17 protein-coding genes are annotated in these 19,648 nt (G+C 67.0%); 7 read left to right on the top strand and 10 right to left on the bottom strand.

From position 1 onward, the window contains the following. Positions 1-43 precede the first annotated feature (43 nt). The 3 genes from NR101_RS02390 to NR101_RS02380 all read right to left on the bottom strand — a co-directional run bounded on the left by NR101_RS02390 (position 44) and on the right by NR101_RS02380 (position 2,351). Positions 44-1,264 carry an efflux RND transporter periplasmic adaptor subunit gene (locus tag NR101_RS02390; protein WP_256774037.1) on the bottom strand — a complete coding sequence of 407 codons (1,221 nt, stop codon included), beginning with the start codon at positions 1,262-1,264 and terminating at the stop codon, positions 44-46. 89 nt (positions 1,265-1,353) lie between these two features. Next, complete coding sequence (locus NR101_RS02385) at positions 1,354-2,127, bottom strand: SDR family NAD(P)-dependent oxidoreductase (protein ID WP_256774038.1); 774 nt, start codon at positions 2,125-2,127, stop codon at positions 1,354-1,356. Next, entirely contained in the window at positions 2,124-2,351 is a 228-nt protein-coding gene (locus NR101_RS02380; protein ID WP_256774039.1) for a hypothetical protein, read from the bottom strand. Before NR101_RS02380 ends, NR101_RS02385 begins: the two co-directional genes overlap by 4 nt. A 141-nt stretch (positions 2,352-2,492) precedes the next feature. On the opposite strand from NR101_RS02380, the gene NR101_RS02375 reads away from it, so the two are divergent. Next, positions 2,493-3,515: a LysR family transcriptional regulator gene (locus NR101_RS02375; protein WP_256774040.1), complete on the top strand. Its 1,023-nt coding sequence runs from the start codon at positions 2,493-2,495 to the stop codon at positions 3,513-3,515. Positions 3,516-3,819: 304 nt separating this feature from the next. Beyond that, a complete protein-coding gene (locus tag NR101_RS02370; RefSeq protein WP_256774041.1) occupies positions 3,820-6,864 on the top strand; it encodes a TonB-dependent receptor in 3,045 nt (1,014 codons plus the stop codon). A 523-nt stretch (positions 6,865-7,387) separates the two neighbouring features. Here NR101_RS02370 and NR101_RS02365 read toward each other — a convergent pair. Continuing rightward, positions 7,388-8,083 (bottom strand): OmpA family protein, encoded by a 696-nt coding sequence (locus NR101_RS02365; protein ID WP_256774042.1) that lies wholly within the window; start codon positions 8,081-8,083, stop codon positions 7,388-7,390. Between the two features lie 136 nt (positions 8,084-8,219). Next, positions 8,220-9,635, bottom strand: coding sequence for a deoxyribodipyrimidine photo-lyase (locus NR101_RS02360; protein WP_256774043.1), 1,416 nt, complete (start codon positions 9,633-9,635; stop codon positions 8,220-8,222). Positions 9,636-9,777: 142 nt separating this feature from the next. Between NR101_RS02360 and NR101_RS02355 the strand changes: the two genes are divergently transcribed. From NR101_RS02355 to NR101_RS02335, 5 genes are all read left to right on the top strand, one after another. Continuing rightward, positions 9,778-10,356 carry a hypothetical protein gene (locus NR101_RS02355; protein ID WP_256774044.1) on the top strand — a complete coding sequence of 193 codons (579 nt, stop codon included), beginning with the start codon at positions 9,778-9,780 and terminating at the stop codon, positions 10,354-10,356. A 166-nt stretch (positions 10,357-10,522) separates the two neighbouring features. Then, complete coding sequence (locus NR101_RS02350) at positions 10,523-11,611, top strand: catalase family protein (protein ID WP_256774045.1); 1,089 nt, start codon at positions 10,523-10,525, stop codon at positions 11,609-11,611. Positions 11,612-11,718: 107 nt separating this feature from the next. Then, positions 11,719-12,348: a superoxide dismutase gene (locus NR101_RS02345; protein ID WP_256774146.1), complete on the top strand. Its 630-nt coding sequence runs from the start codon at positions 11,719-11,721 to the stop codon at positions 12,346-12,348. Continuing rightward, a complete protein-coding gene (locus tag NR101_RS02340) occupies positions 12,348-12,896 on the top strand; it encodes a flavin reductase family protein (protein ID WP_256774046.1) in 549 nt (182 codons plus the stop codon). The genes NR101_RS02345 and NR101_RS02340 overlap by 1 nt, the downstream gene beginning before the upstream one ends. Before the next feature lie 40 nt (positions 12,897-12,936). Next, positions 12,937-13,263, top strand: coding sequence for a hypothetical protein (locus NR101_RS02335; RefSeq protein WP_256774047.1), 327 nt, complete (start codon positions 12,937-12,939; stop codon positions 13,261-13,263). A 6-nt stretch (positions 13,264-13,269) separates the two neighbouring features. Here NR101_RS02335 and NR101_RS02330 read toward each other — a convergent pair whose 3' ends face one another. Genes NR101_RS02330 through NR101_RS02310 form a run of 5 tightly spaced genes read right to left on the bottom strand, consistent with a single transcriptional unit; the run spans position 13,270 to position 19,407 of the window. Continuing rightward, positions 13,270-13,698 carry a hypothetical protein gene (locus NR101_RS02330; RefSeq protein ID WP_256774048.1) on the bottom strand — a complete coding sequence of 143 codons (429 nt, stop codon included), beginning with the start codon at positions 13,696-13,698 and terminating at the stop codon, positions 13,270-13,272. A gap of 52 nt (positions 13,699-13,750) precedes the next feature. After that, a complete protein-coding gene (locus NR101_RS02325) occupies positions 13,751-14,389 on the bottom strand; it encodes an inorganic diphosphatase (RefSeq protein ID WP_256774049.1) in 639 nt (212 codons plus the stop codon). 49 nt (positions 14,390-14,438) lie between these two features. Next, positions 14,439-15,821 carry a metallophosphoesterase family protein gene (locus NR101_RS02320; protein ID WP_256774050.1) on the bottom strand — a complete coding sequence of 461 codons (1,383 nt, stop codon included), beginning with the start codon at positions 15,819-15,821 and terminating at the stop codon, positions 14,439-14,441. Next, positions 15,818-16,891, bottom strand: coding sequence for a phytase (locus NR101_RS02315; RefSeq protein ID WP_256774147.1), 1,074 nt, complete (start codon positions 16,889-16,891; stop codon positions 15,818-15,820). The genes NR101_RS02320 and NR101_RS02315 overlap by 4 nt, the downstream gene beginning before the upstream one ends. 23 nt (positions 16,892-16,914) lie before the next feature. Then, positions 16,915-19,407: a TonB-dependent receptor gene (locus NR101_RS02310; protein WP_256774148.1), complete on the bottom strand. Its 2,493-nt coding sequence runs from the start codon at positions 19,405-19,407 to the stop codon at positions 16,915-16,917. Between the last annotated feature and the right edge of the window lie 241 nt (positions 19,408-19,648).

The following is a 19,648-nucleotide window of genomic DNA, read 5'->3' as shown; positions in this document are numbered from 1 at the left end:
CGGCTGCTACATGACGGTAGAGCCGACTGTCAGTCGGCTGCCTTTAATTCAATGCAACGGGTGCCGTCGCAGGCGCAGCCGGCGCGGCAACGGGCTGCATGGCGACGACCTTGGCCTGCACCGGCATGCCGGGCATGAAGACCTTCTGCACGCCGTCGATGATCACCCGGTCGCCGGCCTTCAGGCCCTGCTGCACGATGCGCAGCCCGTCGGCGTTGCGGCCCAGGGTGATGTCCTGGCGCTGCGCCTTGCCTTCCTTGTCGACCACGTACACGTACTTGCGGTCCTGGTCGGTGAGCACGGCCTTCTCGTCGATCAGCATGGCCTGGAACTGGCCGCTGCCGAGCAGCTGTACGCGGGCGAACAGGCCCGGGGTGAAGGTGCGGTCGGCGTTGTCCAGCAGCGCGCGGACACGGATGGTGCCGGTGCTGCGGGTGACCTGGTTGTCCAGGAAGTCGACCTTGCCTTCGTGCGGGTAGCCCTCTTCGCCGGACAGGCCGACCTTGACCGGCAGGTCGCTGTCGCGCTCGCTCGGGCGCTCGCCCTTGCGGGCCATCTGCGCGTAGCGCAGGAAGGTGCCTTCGTCGGCATCGAAGTACACGAACACCTTGTCCAGCGAGACCAGCGTGGTCAGCACGCTGGCGCTGTCGCCGGCGGTGACCAGGTTGCCGGCGGTGACCATCGCGCGACCGGCGCGGCCGTTGATCGGGGCACGCACCCTGGTGAATTCCAGGTTCAGTGCCGCCGCATCCAGCGCGGCCTGCGCGGCCTGCACGCTGGCTCCGGCCTGGTCGGCCGCGGCGCGGCGCTGTTCCCAGGTTTCGGTGGAGATGGCCTGCTGGTCGGACAACTTCTTGGCGCGCTCGGACTCGCTGCGGGCCAGCGTGGACTGGGTGCGGGCGCGGGCAAGTTCGGCGCGGGCGCGGTCGTACTCGGCCTGGTAGCTGCGGGCGTCGATGGTGAACAGCACATCGCCCTTCTTCACTTCCTCGCCCTCGACGTAATTGACCTTATCGATGTAGCCGGACACGCGCGGACGCAGCTCCACGCTCTGCACCGCTTCGACGCGGCCGCTGAAGTCATCCCACTGACTGACCGGCTTGATCAGCACCGGCGCGGCACTGACCGAGGGCGGCGGCGGCATGCCCGCTTCTTCGGCGTGGCTGCCACTGCAGGCGGCCAGCACGGCCGCGGCGAGGATCGACACGCCGGCCATGGCCAGCCGTCGGGTGATACGGGAGGGGGTGGAAATCTGGGAGGTCATGACATGCATCCGTACGGAGGGGGGTGATAGGAAATCTGAGCGCGGGGCGACGTGGGTGGCGTAGCCTGGGACCTGAACCTTGGTAGAGGTCAAGCGGTACCGGCGACGTTGCGCAGCGGTGGGGGAGGCCAATCCAGGTGCAGCAGGCCCCGCGGCAGTTCGGCATCGCGGGCGTCGCAGCGGACGATGGCGCGGTTATCCGTACAGTTGTCCAGCAACGACACCAGGCGGCGCCCGACCAGCAGGGCGCTGGGCCATTCGATGCAGGCGTTTGCCGCGTTGGTGGGCGTGCACACCGGGCTGCACACTTCCAGCATCTGCGCGCGTACGCCCAGCGCCTGCGCTTCCTGGTGCAGCACCTGCGCGTACATGCGCGTGGTGGACATGGTGATGGACGACTCGCCATGCCCGGCCCACGGCTTGAAGCCGGCCGGGCCGCCGACCAGCACGTAACGCAGGGTGTGTGCGCCACCGCGCAGCAGCGGCAGCAGGTGGCGGCCAGCGTGGACGTGCGGCATCACGTCGGCCTGCAACGCCTGCAACAGGGCATCGCCGCTGCGGTCGGTGACCCGGCCGCGGTTGTACGGGCCGCCCATTGCATCGACCACGGCCGCCAGCCTGCGGCGCCGCATGCCGATGCGCTCGGCCACGGTGCGGGCCGAGCCGTCGTCGCCGAGCGAGCCGAGCAGGGTTTCCAGCCCGGGCTCGTCGGCGAACTGTTCCTGCAGGGCGGCCAGCCGAGCGGAGTCGCGGCCGACCACCAGAACCGGGCTGCCGGCCTCCAGCAGCGCAGCCACGATGCCCTGGCCGACACTCCCGGTGCCGCCCAGGACCAGGACCTCGGGGGCCAGCGTCCCACTCATGGGACTTTCACTCCCGCCGCCGGGATAATCCCAATCCGGCCCAGTCGGTCGCCATGGCGGGCGCCAAGCTGCAGACTGCCGCCGCGCTGCAGGTTGGCCGGTGGGGTGAACTCACGGAAAGCCTTGTGGGAGAAGCCGGAGGGGCGCCTCTCTACGGTCATCGCCAGTTCCAGCGGGGCCTTGCGGCCGCTGAGCACGCGGCCAAGAATGTTCCGCAACCACATGGTTGACGTCCTTCGTTTCGGGAATGGCGCCAGATTAGTCCTCAAATTGCTACTTGATTAGTCCGGATTAAGGGGAATAATCATCCCGTTCCCGGCACAATCTTTCGGGCAACCTACCCCTCCACGACTTCGGACCCCGTCATGGCACACGATCTCAACGACACGCTGATCTTCGTCAAAGTGGTCGAGCAAGGCAGTTTCATCGCCGCGGCCACTGCACTTGGCCTGCCCAAGACCACCGTCAGCCGCAAGGTGCAGGAACTGGAAACGCGGCTTGGCGCGCGCCTGCTGCACCGGACCACCCGCCGGCTGGGCCTGACCGAGGCCGGGTCGGTCTACCACGAGCATTGCCAGCGCATCGCACGCGAGCTGGAAGAAGCCGAAGGCGCGGTCAACCAACTGCAGTCCGGTCCGCGTGGCTGGCTGCGTTTTACCGTGCCCTATTCGATCGGCATCACCTGGATCGCACCGCTGCTGGGCGAATTCCATGCGCAATATCCGGAAATCCAGCTGGACATGCACCTGGGCAACGAGAAGCTGGACCTGATCGCCGGCGAAGCCGACCTTGCCCTGCGCGTGGGCACCCTGCCCGATTCCAACCTGGTGGCGCGCAAGCTTGGCAGCCTGCGCACGCAGGTGTTCGCCAGCCCGGCCTACATCGAACGCTATGGCGAGCCGCTGCATCCGGACGAGCTGCAGTTCCATCGCATCCTGGCGATGCGCAAGGCACGCAACCTCAACAACAACCGGTTCTTCTGGCAGCTGGGCGAAAACGGTGGTGACCTGCGCGATTTCCCGGTCAATCCGCTGCTGGTCGCCAATGACCCCTCGGCGTTGAACGGCGCGCTGGTATGCGGCGAAGGCCTGCTGCTGACCGGTGATGTGATGGCAAAACCCTTCGTCGAATCGGGCATGGTGCGGCGCGTGCTGGCCGGCTGGACCGGGCCGGAAGTGGACTTCAACGCGGTGTTCGCCGGCGGCCGGCTGGTCTCGCCGAAGGTGCGCGCCTTCGTCGATTTCCTGGTCGCCAAGCTCGACTTCGACGCCAACTACATGCTGGCGCAGTGCCCCAACGCCAAGTACGCCAAACAGCACAACGCGCAGGCCGAAGACGAACTGCAGGCCACCGGCAAGCGGATCCTGGAGACGGTCACCGCAGGCTGACCGACGGCGTAGCCGAACACGGCCTCCCTACCTGACAACGCCGCCTCCGGGCGGCGTTTTTTCGTCGGCGACGACGCGCGGATTGTCGCTAACGGCACGATCCTGTTTTTCACCCTTCGCAATGATGCAGAAGGTTTTTGAGCGAACCCGGTCACGTCTCGATGCGTGGGACGGCGTTATTTCTGCGCCGCGTCACGTTACGCAACGTCCTGGCGACGCCACACGTTTTTTCGTCCGCGCCCGAGGACTAGCGTCCGCCCCACTCGACCCGGCCACCCCGGCCGGACGCACTGGAGGCGAAGACATGCATCACCCGTTCCGTACGTGCAGGATCCAACCGCGCAAGACCACCCTGTCCCTCCTGCTGATGGCGATGTTGACGCCGCTGCCCGCGTTGGCCCAGAGCACGGTCGGGGACATCCTCGGGCATGTCCCCGATGCCGCCGGCGGCAGCGTCCAGATCCGCAGCCTGGAGGCCGGCACCTCCCGTGACGCCCGCATCAGCGCCGACGGCAGGTTCCGCCTGCCGGCCTTGCCGACCGGCCAGTATGACGTCCGCATCACCCGTACCGACGGCACCACCGATCAACGCCAGGTAACCGTGGTCGCCGGGCAGACCACCCAGGCCGATTTCGCCAAGGCCGCCACGCTGGAAGCGGTGAACGTGCGTGCCAGCAGCGTGGCACCGATCGACCTCGGCAGTGTGGAGACCCGCACCACCTTTACCGCCGAACAGCTCAACACGCTGCCGGTTGCGCGCGATGTCACCAGCATCTCGCTGCTCACCCCGGGTACGGTAGCCAGCAGCAGCTTCTTCGGGCCGGCCTCGTTCGGCGGTGCATCGGCAGCCGAGAACAGTTACTACATCAACGGCTTCAACGTCACCAACCTGTTCGACAGCCTGTCCTTCGCCGAAGTGCCCTTCCAGGCCATCGACCAACTGGATGTGCAGACCGGCGGCTATGGCGCGCGTTACGGGTTTTCCACTGGCGGGGTCACCAGCGTCAACGTCAAGCGCGGCACCAACACCTGGAAAGGCGGGGTCAGCTGGACCACGGCACCGGACGCCCTGCGCGAAAATGCGCCCGATACGCTTCGCACCGATGGCAGCATCCTGCGTTCGTACGACAACAACCGCCAGTCCAGCGATGTGTTCAGCGCCTGGGCCGGCGGCCCGTTGATCGAGGACAAGCTGTTCGTGTTCGCGCTGGGCAGCCTGACCCGATCGGACAAAACCGCCTTCGGCGGACGTTCGTCGAGCAACCCGCGCAGCGCGCGCGATCCGGACACCCCCGTGCCGCCCACGTCGCTGGCGGCGTCTGCACAGGACTACCGCGCGCGCGATCCCTACTGGCTGCTGAAACTCGACTGGTACCTCAACGACCGCAACCACCTGGAATACACCGGTTTCGACAATCGCCGCCGCTACCGTTACGACTATTACGACACCGAGTACGCCAGCGACCAGCCTGGTGCGGCAGTAGACAAGGGCGACTACCGAGGGCGCCTGGAAGGCCGCTCCGGCGGCACCACCAACGTGTTCAAGTGGACCAGCCAGCTCGGCGATGATGTTACCGCCAGCCTGCAGCACGGGCGCATGCGCAATACCAACGGCGAGTACACGATCAGCCCGGACGGACAGCGTGGCGACTACGATGGCGACATCAACGCCGCCGACGGCGACTGCCCTTACGTGGTCGACCGCGTACTGGGCAAGCAGGTGGGCTGCGCGGTCAACAGCCAGCTCGGCCTGCGTGCGGGCAGCAACGAGCGCAGCAACAACCAGGCCGACCTGGTCTGGCAGCTGGGCAACCATCAGCTCGGCGGCGGCTACAGCAAGGAGGACTGGACCTCGGTGCAGGGCACCGCCTATTCCAGCGGCGCCTACTGGAACCTCTACGCCAACTACGCACAGCGCATCGATTTCCGCACCGGTGGCCGCATCGGCGTCAAGCAGGCGTCGTGGTACCTGGAAGACCATTGGCAGGTCACCGACCGGCTGATGCTGTACGCCGGGCTGCGCAATGATTCGTTCGACAACCGCAACGGCAGCGGCGCGACGTTCGTCAAGCAGTCCAATATCTGGCAGCCGCGGCTGGGCCTTTCGTGGGATCCCACCGGCGACGGCGACAGTAAGCTGTACGCATCGCTCGGCCGCTACTCGCTGCCCATCGCCGCCAACGTGGCACTGCGCGCGGCTACCGCGTCGTACTACACGATGGATTACTACACCTACGACGGCTACGACCCGGTCACCGGCAAGCCCAACATCACCGGCTCGTATCGCAACGGCAGCGCCGACAGCGTAGTCAACGGCGCCGACGGCAGCACGCCCGATCCGCGCGCGGTCGCATCCCGCGGGTTGAAGCCTTACACGCAGGACGAGGCGATCCTCGGCTATCAACGGCAACTGCGCTCCTCCAACGATTGGGTCGATGGCTGGACGCTGGGCGCCAAGATCACCCTGCGCCGGATCAATCAGGTGATCGATGACACCTGCGATTCGCGATCGTTGTACAACGCGGCCAAGGCGGCCGGCTACGACGTCTCGCATTGGGACAGCGAATGGGAGGTTCCGGGCGGCCTGCCCGGCTGCTGGATCTTCAATCCCGGCAGCGACCTGACCTTGGACATTGATGTCGATGGCGACGGCAAGCCGGACACCATCACTGTTCCTGGCAGCGAACTGGGCCCCAAGGCCAAGCGCAGCTACCGCTCGCTGAGCCTGTCGGCGGAGAAGCGGACCGAACGCTGGTATGCCAGCGTGAACTACACCTGGGCCAAGCTGTACGGCAACTACGAAGGCCTGGTGAAGAGCACCAACGGCCAGGACGACACCGGCACGACCTCGGACTTCGACTTCAAGGAACTGTCCTACGGCGCCGATGGCTACCTGTTCAATGATCGTCGCCACAGCTTCAAACTGTACGGCAGTTACCAGTTGACCCCGCAGTGGCAGCTGGGCGCGAATCTGCTGGTGCAGTCCGGGACGCCGATCAGCTGCCTGGGCGGCGGCAACGGCACCTTCGATACCGACTTCGGCTATCGCGGTGTGTTCCACACCTGCAACGTCGGTATGGACGACCTTTCCAAGGTGGGCAGCAGTGGACGCACGCCGTGGACGATGTCGGTCAACCCGAACGTGGTGTATTCGCCGGCCGCGCTGCCGGGGCTGAGCGTGCAGTTGTCGGTGATCAACCTGTTCAATTCGATCAAGCCGGTGCAGGTGTATGAGGCGCGCTACGACGTCAATTCCGCCGGGACGGTGACCGACTACTTCAACTACGGCAAGGCGCGCTACTACACCACGCCGCGGTATGCGCGGCTGCAGGTGCAGTACGACTGGTGAGGGCGTCGGCATCGCACAGAAAGGACGCTCCTCTCCCGATGGAGGGAGCGTCCTACTGCGAAGGCTTGGCGCGTGGTGTTATGCGTGTGGCTTCGCCGCCTGGGTGCCGTGTGGATCGAGAGAGGTCTTCGCTTTGGCGTGCCGCGCGCGTGAGGGCCCCGTAACGGCCGGTAGGCCCCTGGCGCAAATGTCCCCCGGCCTGCGGCCTCCTCCTTGATTTTGCCCAGGAGCCTACCGGCCGCTACGGGGCTCGGCTTGCGAGGCTTTTTTGGCTCTGGTTGGTGGGTCGGGCGCTGGGCACCCATGCCCTTGGAGGCGGATAAAGGAGGAGGCCGCCCCGCGGCCGGGGGTGTCGCCGGAAAGGGCATGGGGGCCCAGCGCCCGCCCCCCGACCCCCGCGTCTGAGAGGTCGTAGCGCGCGTTCGGTGCCTGCGGGAGCGATGGGAGAAAAACAAAAAAATGCCGCCTACAAAGGCGGCATTTTTGCTCCGGCACGTGGCCCGAGCCTCAACAACGCCAGATGTTACTGACGCAGCGGAATCACGCGGATCTCCACGCGGCGGTTCTGCGCGCGGCCGGCGTCGGTGCTGTTGTCGGCGATCGGATACGCCTTGCCGGCGCCGAGGGTTTCGATGCGCGCGCCCTGCACGCCCTGGGCGGTCAGGTAGGCGGCGACCGAGTCGGCGCGTTCCTTGGACAGGCGATTGTTGACCGCGTCGCTGCCAATGCTGTCGGTGTGGCCGACCACTTCGATCATGGTCTGGTTGTATTCGGCCAGCGTGCTCGCCACGCCGTTGAGCGAGCCGTAGAACTGCGGCTTCAGCGTGGATTTGCCGAAATCGAAGGTGATGCCGTCCGGCAGGTTCAGGGTCAGGTTGTCGCCATCACGCGACACATCGATACCGGTGTTGGCGGTACGTTCGCGCAGCGCGCGTTCCTGGCGATCCTGGTACTGGCCGATCGCCGCACCACTGAGCGCGCCGATACCGGCACCGATCATCGCGTGCTGGCGGCGCTCGGTAGCGCTGTTGCCGCTGAGCAGACCGGCGGCCACGCCCACGGCAGTACCGATCAGCGCATTGCGGCCGGTCTTGTTCTGCTGCTGGGTCGGGTTGCCGTAGGGGTCGGACTGGACGTACGAGCCGCCGGTGGCGCAGGCCGACAAAGCGGCGGCGGTCATAAGGGCCAGGGCCACGTTACGGGTTGCAGGTCGGATCATGATGTTCTCCTTGGTTACCGGTGTATCGGCGTGCGGGCGGGAAAGAGCATAAACAGCCTGACGCGATGCCGACATGACGACACGTGCGGCCGTCTCCCCCGCGTTCAGGTTTCTGACCCGACCTGTCCGGCGCCGCTCATGCCCCGCCGGTATGCCGGTACGCCGCCAGCGCCGCATCGCGCCCGGCGGCCAGATCAACCAGCGGCAGCGTCGGATAGGACGGTGCGTGTTCGGCCAGCAGGTGCGGATGCTGCCAGGGCGCAAAGCGCGCCTTGAGCGGCAACGCGGCCAGTTCGGGCACCCAGCGGGTGATGTAACGCGCCTGCGGATCGAACTTCTCCGATTGGGTCACCGGATTGAAGATGCGGAAGTACGGCGCCGCATCCGCACCGGTCCCGGCCACCCACTGCCAGCCCATGGTGTTGTTGGCCAGGTCGGCATCCACCAGCGTGTCCCAGAACCAGCGCGCGCCCTCGCGCCAGTGCTGGCGCAGATGCTTGCACAGGAAACTGGCCACCAGCATGCGTACCCGGTTGTGCATGTAGCCGGTGGCCCACAGCTCGCGCATACCTGCATCGATGATCGGAATGCCCGTGCGCCCCTGCTGCCACGCCTGCAACTGCCCCGCATTGGGCGCGGCCCAGCGGAAGCCGTCGAAGCGCGGGTTGAGGTTGTGGTCGGGGGTCTGCGGGAAGTGATGCAGCAGGTGGTAGGAGAATTCACGCCAGCCCAGTTCGCGGATGTAGCCATCGATGTCGGCGTCGCGGCTGGCACTGCGCGCCGGCTGCAACTGATGCACGACCTGCCACGGCGCAATCTCGCCGAAATGCAGATGCGGGGACAGCAGCGAGGTGCCCACCCGGTCAGGCAGGTCACGCTGCTGCCGATAGCCGTTGAGCGCCCCGTCGATGAACACCGTCAACGCCTCCTGCGCGCCCGCCTCGCCCGGCTGCCAGTGCGTCCAGAATCCGGCATCCCACGGCAACGTTGCCGCCAAGCCGAGCGTATCGAGCGCCTCGCCCTGCAGCGGATGGGCCGGCAGCGACGCCGGCGCACGGACCGGCGCGGGCAGCTGCAGGCGGGTGAGTGCGTTGCGCCAGTACGGAGTGAACACCTTGTACGGGCCACCCTGCAGGGTGGTGATATCCCATGGCTCCAGCATCAGGCTGCCGTTGTGGCTCTGCGCCTCGATGCCCTGCTCGCGCAGGTCGCGCTTGATCCTCGCATCGCGCGGCTGGGTGGCCGGTTCGTACTTGCGGTTCCAGTACACCGCCACCGCACCGGATGCGGCGATCAACCGCTCAAGTTCGGCCTGGCTGTCGCCGCGACACAGCACCAGCGACGAGCCACGGCCACGCAGGTCTGCATCGAGCGCGGCCAGCGAACGGTGCAGCCAGGCATTGGACGCGCCACCGGGCGCCCAATCGCCTTCCTCATGCGGCGCATGGATGTAGACCGGCACCGGCACGTGTCCAGCATCCAGCGCGGCCTGCAAGGCTGGGTTGTCCTGCAGACGAAGATCCCGGCGGAACCACACCAGCGCTAGCGACACGACGACCGTCCAATGAGAGGAAACAGGGCGCATGATAGCCAGCGCGCGTGAAAGACGGTGCCGGTCGTCGCCGCGCGGATACGGTTGTGCCTCCCCGAGGCGATGGCTAGTCTTCGCCTCCTTCCCTGCAACGACATCGGCCATGCACACACTGCACGCATCCTTCGCCCGCTTCGGCCCGCTGCATGCCCAGCCGGCAGATCTGTGGCGTGGCGAGCTACCGCTGCCCGCCCCGCTGGCGGCGTTCTACGCGCAGATAGGCCCGTGGGGCGAGACCATGCATGCCAACGTGGGACCGGTCGGCATCGACATCCCGGGCGTCAACGTGTGTTTCCCGCCCCTGCATCGGCTGTGGTCCCTGCAGGCCGGCTATCGGTGGCAAGGCGACAGCGGTGAGCGCCTCACCGATTGGCCCGACCCTTGGCTGGTGATCGCCGAACAGAATGCCGACCCCTTCATCTTCGATCGCGACAGCGGCCAGGTCCTGTTCGCGTTCCACGGTGCGGGCCGCTGGCAGGCGTCGGTACTGACGCAGGACCTGACGACCTTCCTCGCCGCCATCGCGGCCATCGGTACGGTGTACCTCGACGCCGGGGACGACCTGGAAGACGACGATGGCGCGCTGCGCCCGGCGCATCGTGACGCGGCGCTGGGCGCATTGGCCACGGTGCTGGGCGAGGAAGACGCGGCCGAACGCTTCTTCGAGACGCTGGAGTGGTGAATGCACCGCGCCACGTCTTCGCACGGACGCCATGTGCCCTGCACCCACCCTGCACGCCGCACCCGCCAAGGTGGTGTCCTGCCCCCCCAGCCGGCTGTTGCCAAGGCGTAAGCACGGTCTTGTCATGCGCCGGCTCCCTGACCTGCCCCACAAGGATGCCGTTGCCATGGCCACGTTCGCGCCTGCTGTTGTCTATTCGCCCGACATTGAACATCGCCAAGACGACGAGGAAGACACCATCGCCGAGCTGGCGACGGTGTTCACCGGTATGGCCCGCACCGTGGCCGAGCATGAAGGCCATGCACACCGCGCGGTGCACGCCAAGGGCCACGCCCTGCTGACAGGCCGCTTCCAGGTGCTCGATGGGCTCCCCGCCGAGCTTGCACAGGGCCTGTTCGCCGCCGCCGGTACGTACAAAGCGCTGGTGCGCCTGTCCTCACCGCCCGCCGAGCAACTGCCCGATACCGTGTCCACGCCCCGCGCGATGGCAGTAAAGCTGCTGGACGTCCCCGGTGCGCGGGTGGAGGGGGGCGAGGAGCAGCACAGCCAGGACTTCCTGATGGTCAACGGACCGGCCTTCAGCACGCCCGGCATCCAAGGATTCCTGCGCTCGGCCAAGCTGCTGGCGTCCACCACCGAACGCATGCCGCGGACCAAACCGGTGCTGTCGGCGGCGCTGCGCGGCACCGAAGCGGCGCTCGAAGCGGTAGGCGGGCAAAGCGCGACGTTGAAGGCGCTGGGCGGTGAACCCCAGCACCATCCGCTGGGCGAAACGTTCTTCACCCAGGTCCCGTTCCTGTATGGGCCGTACATGGCCAAGTTCTCCTGGGTGCCGGTCTCGCCCGCACTGCTCGCGCTGACCGGCCAGCCACTGGCATCGACGGCCGATACGCAGCGCGAGGCGATCGGCGCCTTCTTTGAACACCTCGATGCGCCGGTCGAATGGGAGCTGCGGGTGCAGCTGTGCCGTGATCTGGAACAGATGCCGATCGAGGACGCCTCGGTGGTATGGCCCGCAGCGCTCAGTCCGTTCGTGGCAGTCGGACGCCTGGTGGTCGGCGCGCAGCCGGCGTGGAGCTCCGATGCCGAGGCGCGCGAAGACGGCCTTGCATTCGCGCCGTGGCACGCCTTGGCGGCACACCGCCCGCTGGGTAGCCTCAACCGTGCCCGCCGCGTTGTGATGGCCGCATCGCGGCAGTTCCGCTCACAGTTCAACCGCTGCCCGATCCATGAGCCGTCGGGCACGGTCGGTTGAAGCATGCCGCACGCGCTGTCGGATCATGAATCGAACGCATCAATGCGCTTGACCTCAACCATGCTTCAGGTCCGATCATGACCGCTCTTTCCACGGAGTTGTCTGCGATGTCCTACACCCTCCCCGCCCTGCCCTACGCCTACGACGCCCTCGAGCCGCATTTCGATGCGCAGACGATGGAAATCCACCACGCGCGCCACCACCAGGCCTACGTCAACAATCTCAACGCCGCGCTGGCCGAGGCAGGCATCAAGGCAACACCGATCGAGCAACTGATTGCCGACATCGCATCGCTGCCGGAAGGCGTACGCAACGCCGTGCGCAACAACGGCGGCGGGCATGCCAACCACAGCCTGTTCTGGACCGTGCTAAGCACCGACGGCGGCACGCCGCAGGGCGCGCTGGCGGCCGCCATCGAACGTGACCTCGGCGGCTACCAGGCCTTCAAAGACGCCTTCACCAAGGCGGCGCAGACCCGTTTCGGCAGCGGCTGGGCGTGGCTGACGCTCGGCAGTGACGGCAAGCTGCTGGTCGAGAGCAGCCCCAACCAGGACAGCCCGCTGATGGGCGCTTACGCCAACCTGTCCGGCGGCGTGCCGATCCTGGGGCTGGATGTCTGGGAGCACGCCTATTACCTGCACTACCAGAACCGTCGGCCAGACTATATCGCCGCCTTCTTCAACCTGATCGACTGGACCGAAGTGACGCGCCGCTTCCAGGCCGCCGGCGGCCGCTGATGAAACCGGGCCCGGTCGGCAACGCGCAGGCCATTGCGGCACCGCCCTCCGGCGCCACCGGGCCCGACCTGGTCGCGCTGCGCCACGTCTTCGGGCAATACCCGACCGGCGTGGCGATCGCCACGGCACGCGATATCCAGGGGCAGGTGGTGGCGATGACGATCAACTCGTTTACCTCGCTGTCGCTGGATCCGCCGTTGGTCGCGTGGAGCATCGGCGCGCGTTCGGCCGACCTGCCGGTATTCGCAGCAGCGCGATGGTTCGGCATCAACGTGTTGTCCTCTGCGCAGGAGGCGCTGGCGCGTCGTTTCGCCGATCCGCTGCTGAGGCGTGAGTTGGCCAACATGGCCTTGCTGGATCTCAGCGGAGAAGCGCCGCGGGTCCCCGATGCGGTGGGCTGGCTGCTATGCGCGGTGCATCGCACGGTGGCGCTGGGCGACCATCTACTGATCGTCGGGCGCGTCGAGCATTTCCAGGCCGCACCCGGTGAGGCGCTGGCCTACCATCGCGGCCGCTATGCGCGCATCGATGGCCAGGCGACGCCGTGAAGCAGGCCTGCCCCCACCTCCCCGACACGAAAACACCGCCATGGACCTAGCTGCATTGCAACGCATGCTCGACAGCGGACGCGACAACGCGCTGCTCCGTTTCAGCCTGGGCAAGGGCCTGCTCGAGGCTGGCGATCCGGCAGGGGCGACATCGCACCTGCTCCACTGCGTGGCGCAGGACCCCGGCTACTCCGCCGGCTGGAAGCTGCTGGGCAAGGCGTGGCTGGCCGCCGGCGATGCGCATGCCGCGTCACAGGCCTGGCAACAGGGTATCGACGTGGCCCAGCGCAACGGTGACAAACAGGCGGGAAAGGAAATGACGGTGTTCAAACGCCGTGCGGACAACGCCGTGGCAGCGCGCGACTGACGCCGCTCACGGCAATGGCGGTGGCGTTGGTTGACCCCAGGACACGGCCAGCATATGCCCCAGCGGCACCATCACCGGCAGACCGAAAACACCCACCAGCGCCCAGGCGGTAAGCCGGTCGAAGACGGCAGCCACCAGCAGGGCGAGCAGGCACAGCAACGCGCCGCTGCCGGCGCTCCAGCGCGCCCAGGCCGGGACGCGCTTCAGGCTGAGGCCATCGAGCAGGAAGCCGAAGGTCAGCCGCCAGAAACCGATCAGCGCGACCGTGGCCACTACCGTCCCCACCAGCATCGGTGTGTGGTCCGGATGCGAATTCGGGTAGGCCAGCACCAGCAGGCCGAAGCCATCCAGCACGGTGACCGGCACTGCCAGCAACAGCAGTTCCAGCACCAGCAGGGTGACCCCCAGCCCCTCTACCCAGCGCGCCTTCGCCATTGCGTCGTTCCCGCGAACCCGAAGCGCGGATCATACAACGCGCGCGTCGCGGTCAATCGCCCTTCTGGCGCTGCTGCTTGAGCTCGAAACGCTGCATCGACGCGCCGATCAAGGCCTTGGCGTCGGCCGCAGTGCCCCAGCCATTGAGCTGCACCGGATTGCGTCCCTCGGGCAGGTCCTTGTAGACGCGGAAAAACGCCTCGATGCGCTGGCGTTCGATCAGCGGCAGGTCCTGCAGGTCGCGGATGTTGGCGTAGGTGGGATCGAGTTTGTCGGTGGGCACGCCGATGACTTTTTCGTCGTGCTCGCCGCCATCGACCATCTTCAGGAAGCCGATCGGGCGGAAGCGCACGATCACCCCGGGGTGCAACGGCTCACGGGTGAGCACCAGCGCATCGAGCGGGTCGTTGTCGCCGGCCAGGGTGCGTGGCATTGAGCCGTAGTTGGCCGGATACGCCACCGGCATGGACTGGAAGCGATCCACATGGACCAGTCCGTCCTCCTTGATCTCGTACTTGGTAAAGCTGCCGGCCGGGATCTCCACGGCCAGGTTGACCTCCTCCGGTGCTTCCCTGGGCTGGGCAGCCAGGAACGGGTGCAGCACCGCATTGGTGGCGGCACTACCGCCAGCGAGCAGCAGCAATGCGGCGGCGATGGCGCCCAGGGGAATTACGCGTCGCGTGTCGATCATCATCGTCTCCAGCAGCGGCCGGGCGCGTGGAGGCGGCCCGGCCCGGGGGTCATTCCCAGCAACGGTCGGCGCGGCCCTTGAGGGTCTGCGCGCGCGTGCAGTCACGGGGGGCGATGCGTCCTTGCGTCAGCTCGGTCTTGTGCTTGCGGCCATCGGTGCTGCGGGTCAGCTCGAAGCCATCATAGAGCCGGCCGGTGACGGTGCGCGCTTCATAGCGCAGGTGCTGCGGGTCGATGTTCAACACCTGGAACAACTGGGTGTCCTCGCCGACCGGCGCCATGCTGGCACGTGCGGCATCGGACAACCGGTACTGCTTCGGCCCGGCCACGGTGACGATGAACTGCGGGGTCGCGCCCTGCCCTTCGCCACGACGGCCATAGGTGTGGTCGTGCCCCTGCAGCACCAGATCGACCTGATGGCGGCGCACCACCGGCAGCAGCACGTCACGCAGTTCGGCGTTCTCCCGACCTTCTCGTGGCGAGTAGAACGGCTGGTGCAGCAGCACGATGCTCCACGGGTGCGGGTTGTCGGCCAGCACCTTGTCCAGCCAGACGGCCTGCGCCTGCGCGGTCCCCAGGTCCAGTGCCGAGGTGCCATCCAGCACCGCGATGCGCACGCCCTGGTAGTCGAACCAGTAGGTGCTGGTATCGGCCGCGTCCACGCCGTTGCGCGGCAGCGCGAAGGTCACCGGCCAATGGCGACCGAGCACGCGACGTTCCTGCGGGGTGTCTTCGAACTCCTCGACGTACTCATGGTTGCCGATCGCCGGGGCGACGGCGGTTTCCTGCGGCAGCCAGCCCGCGGCGGCGAACCACTCACCCCACTCGCTGTCGTCCTGGCCGTCGCCGCCGCTGACCAGGTCGCCGGCGAACAGGCTCAGGCGCGCCTGCGGGGCGGCCTTGAGACCGGCGCGCAGTACCCGCGAGACATGGCTGAGGTTCTTGTTCTGGGTATCGCCGAAGTACAGCAGGGTCAGCGCCTGGGTAGCGCTGCCGGCGGTGCGCAGCTGGTTCCAGGCACTCCACGTGGCCTGCCCCTGTACGCGCCACAGGTACAGCGTGTCGGGCCGCAGTCCGCTGACATCGGCGCGGTGGTAATGCGCGCTGCCGTTCTCGGTGTCCAGCACGCGGGTGCTGGCGGTGATGCGGGTGACGCGGCCAACATCGGGCGAATCGCCGGCCAGCACCCACTCCAGCACCGGCGTGCCGACCGTCGTGTCGGTCCGCCACGACACGCCGAAACCGCGCGCGGCGTCCTGTGCGGGCGAGGCCACGATCCGGTCCGGGAAGCCACTGGCGGCGTAATGTCGGTTGCTCGCCGGCACCTGCGTGTTCGGCTCGGCGACGGTGTTCGCGCTGTTCGCGATCAGCGGGGCGCTGCCGAGCAGCAACGCCAGCAGCACGGTCGCGCTGGCCATGCGCGTGCGCCTCATGGCGCGCACTCCAGCGGCAACGACAACTGCCTGGCCACGCTGGCCCAGTCGAAGGCGACCACGCCCTGGTCGTCGTGCACCGCGTACAGCACGCCGTGCGGGAAACGCGTGGAGGCATGCTGGTCCAGCCAGATGCCGTCGGTGTTGGCCACCTTGTTGCCCTGGAACGCGCCAACGTGCTTGAAGGTATGCCGGTCGAACAGGTGGAACACGCTGCGCTGCTTGCCCTGCTCGGTGGTGATCCACCAGCCGTCCTTGCCGCAGGTACGCAGCATCACGCCTTCGGCCTGCGCCTTGAAGGCATCGCGTCCAAAGGTGGTGCCGGTGAACCGGCCGTCCAGCGTGTAGACCTTGATCTCGCTGGCGTAGGTTTCGTCTTCCTCGGCGATCAGCAGGCGGTCGTTGGCCGGGTCGCCCCAGATCGATTCGACCACGCGCAGCGCGCCTGCCTCGCTGGTGTCGCCGATGCTGGATATCAGCCGGGCATCCAGCGCGCCGCCCTTCACCGTGAGCGCGTAGCGGCGCACGCGCTTGTCCAGTTCGGCCAGCGGCGGCAGCACGTCGTTGCCTTGCGCATCCTCGCCAGCGTCGTAGGAGTCGGTCACGTAAACCTCGTAGCCCTCCCGCTGCTTGTTGACCCACAGCCCGTAGGGCTTGCGCAGGTCGTCGGCGGCGAACACGCCCAGCGGGGTGAAGTCGGGCAGTTGCAGGACCTGCACGCGGTGGTTGTCGCGCTCCACGATCAGCACCAGGTCATCGACCACGGCGATGCCGTTGGGGCGGACGAACTGGCCCGGTGCGGTGCCGGTGCTGCCGACGTCGCGCAGGTGTGCACCGGTCTGGCCGTCGTACACCACCAGCTTGTCGGTGGCCTTGGCGGTGGCGATCAGCCACCGATGCCCGTCGGCGGTGGTCCAGCTGGCTGGCGAGTCGATGTTGTCGGCCGGCGTCATCGGGGTCAGGAAGGCTTCGGCTACCGTGCTCACCGCGCGGGCGGCATCGGCCGCTGGCGCAACCGGTGCCGGCGCAGCCCCGTGCCGGCAGGCCGCCAACAGGGCCAGGCTCAACAGGCCGATGACAGGGCGCGCGCGCCTCACAGGGCCACCTTCAGGCCGAGCGCATAGGTGCGACCGTATTCTTCCATCTGCAACGTGCGCGAGCGCGTGCCCTGATACAGCTCCAGCGGCTTGTCGAGCAGGTTCTGCGCCTCGAAATAGACGCTCACGTTCGGGGTGAACTTGTAGTCCAGGCTGAAATCCAGCTGGGTGTTGGGCGCCACGTAGATGTCGTAGGCGCGGCTGTCCCCGAGCGTGTCCAGATACTCGCTGCGGTACACCGCGGCGAGGCGGGTACTGAAGGCATCTTTCTCGTAGCCGATGTGCGCGCTGTACACATGCTTGGACGCACGCGGCAGCATGAAGTCGTCACGCTCGCGACCGGCCACGCCCGGATCGAAATCGGTGTCCAGCCAGGTGCCGCTGGCGCCGACCAGCAGCCCGTCCCAACCGGCCGGCAGGAACGCCAGCTGCTGCTGCCAGTTGAACTCGGCCCCGGTGACGTTGGCCTTCTCGCCGTTGATCACGCGGGTGACCTCGTAACCCGGATACGCCGGATCATTGTTGCTCACAGTGTTGACGATGTAGCCGTCGATCGACTTGTGGAACAGGCCCAGCGAGATGATACCGGTGCTGCCGATGTACTTCTCCACCGACAGATCGAGGTTGTTGGATTCGTACGGGTCCAGCTGCGGGTTGCCGATCCGCACTTCCTCATCCCCCCGGCTCAGGCCGACGCGCGGGGCGATGTCGCCGAAAGACGGCCGCGACACGGTCTTGTTGGCGGCCGCGCGCAGCACCCAGTCGTCGCCGGCGTCATAGCGCAGGTGCAGGCCGGGCAGCACGTTGGTGTAGCTGCGGCTCACGCTGAGCGGGGTGACCGTGTAGCTGCGGCCATTGCTGGCCACGTCGACACTGTTGCCGGTGGCGGTGAACTGGGTATTTTCCACGCGCACGCCGCCGATGATGCGCAGCGCGCCGATATCCCAGGTGCCCATCGCATAGCTGGCGAAGATGTCTTCGCTGGCGGTGTAGTCCTCTTCCAGCGAGGTGAGCGCGTTGCCGCCGGCGTCCTGCGGGCGCGCACTGTACTGGGCGCCGTGCTGGGCCCAGTAACGGCGCATGGCATCCGAACTCATGCCCTGGCCGAGACTGCCGCCGCGATGGTCCGGGCTGGCAGTGGTCCAGTCCGACAACGCGATGTCCGGACCGACCCGCAGTTCGCGCTCGTCGGTATCCACGTTGCGGTCGCGCCACCGGCCGAGCAGGCCGAACTTATAACTGGCGTTGTCGCCGTCGAAACGGAGGTTGACCTGCGCGCTGCGCTCCTCATCGTCCACGCGCTTGGGCGAAAGCACGACACGGTCGACGTCGTAGTTGCCGTTGTCCATCCAGCCGGCATCGCCGAGGGTAAGGCCGGGTACGCGGCTGCGCTGGTCGACGGTGGCGCTGGTGTCATCGCCGGCGTATTCGAAGCGCGCTTCCATCTCGTCGTTGACGCGTTCTTCGGTGCGGGTGTAGCCGACCTTGTAATCCAGCACCGCGCCGCTGAGGCGATTCTCTCCGCGCAGGCTGGCGGCGAAGGTGTTTTCCTTCTTGGTGCGGTAGCGCATGCGCTTCTGGATCGCATCGGCGGGCAGGTCATCGATGCGGTACTGATGGTTGCCCAGTGCGGTCACCTCGCCGTCGCCGACGTTGAAGAGGGTGCGCTGGCGGGTTTCGGCGTCATCGAACTGGCTGTACAGCGTGCGCAGGTAGTAGCGGCTGTCCTCGTTGGGCCGCCAGTCGAGGTTGAGGTTGGCGCCGATACGCTTGCGCTCGATCTCGTACTTGCGGCGCTGCAGGCTGTTGGCGAACAGGTCATCGTCGGCGCCGCCGTCGAACGTGCCGTACTCCACTTCGGTGTTGTCCGATTCGAACTTGCGGTTCTGGTAGTTCACACCGAGCGCCACGCCGAAGGTATCGGCGAACACTTCGCTGTAGTTGATGGCCGCCTTCGGGCTGGTGTTGCCGGACAGCTGCTGGTGGCTGGCTTCGATCTTGCCGCGCAGGTTGCGGCCTTCGCGGTCGAAGGCCGACGCCGACTCGACCAGGATCGCACCGCCGATGGCATCGCCGGGCATGTCCGGGGTGGGTGATTTGACCACGCGCAGGCGTTCGGTCGAATCGGAGGGAATCACGTCCAGCGGCGCGGCGCGGCTGGAATCCTCCGGGGTGCCGATGGCGATGCCATCGACGCTGACGCTGTTGAGGTTGGCATCCAGCCCGCGGATGACCACGAAACGGCCTTCGCCCTGGTCGCGGGTGACGCTGACGCCGGGCAGGCGCTGCAGCGATTCGGCCACGTTCTTGTCCGGGTAGACGCCCATGGCATCGGACGATACAGCGTCTTCGATGGCATCGCTGCTGCGCTTGAGGTCGACCGCGCGGGTCTGCGATTCCAGCTGCGGGCGCACCTCGACCCGGTCCAGGTCGACCGCCCCGGCGCCGGCGGCGCTGGCTTCGACGGCAAACACGGACGGGCTGGCCATCACCAGCAACGACAGGCTGATCGCCTGGCCCAACGCACGCTTCATCTGCACGACTATCCCCAACGGTGTAAAGACTGGGTCAGCACGGTATGTCCGCGACGTTGCATGGGCATGACACCGGGACAGGGGAACGGGGGAACGGGGAATTAGGGAATTGGGGAATTAGGGAATTGGGGAATTGGGGAATTGGGGAATCGGGAATTGGGAATTGGGAAATCGGGAATCGGGAATTGGGAAATCG

Source organism: Stenotrophomonas sp. Ste86, assembly GCF_024519465.1.
Lineage (GTDB): Bacteria > Pseudomonadota > Gammaproteobacteria > Xanthomonadales > Xanthomonadaceae > Stenotrophomonas.
This window is presented reverse-complemented; position numbering and strand designations above follow the sequence as displayed.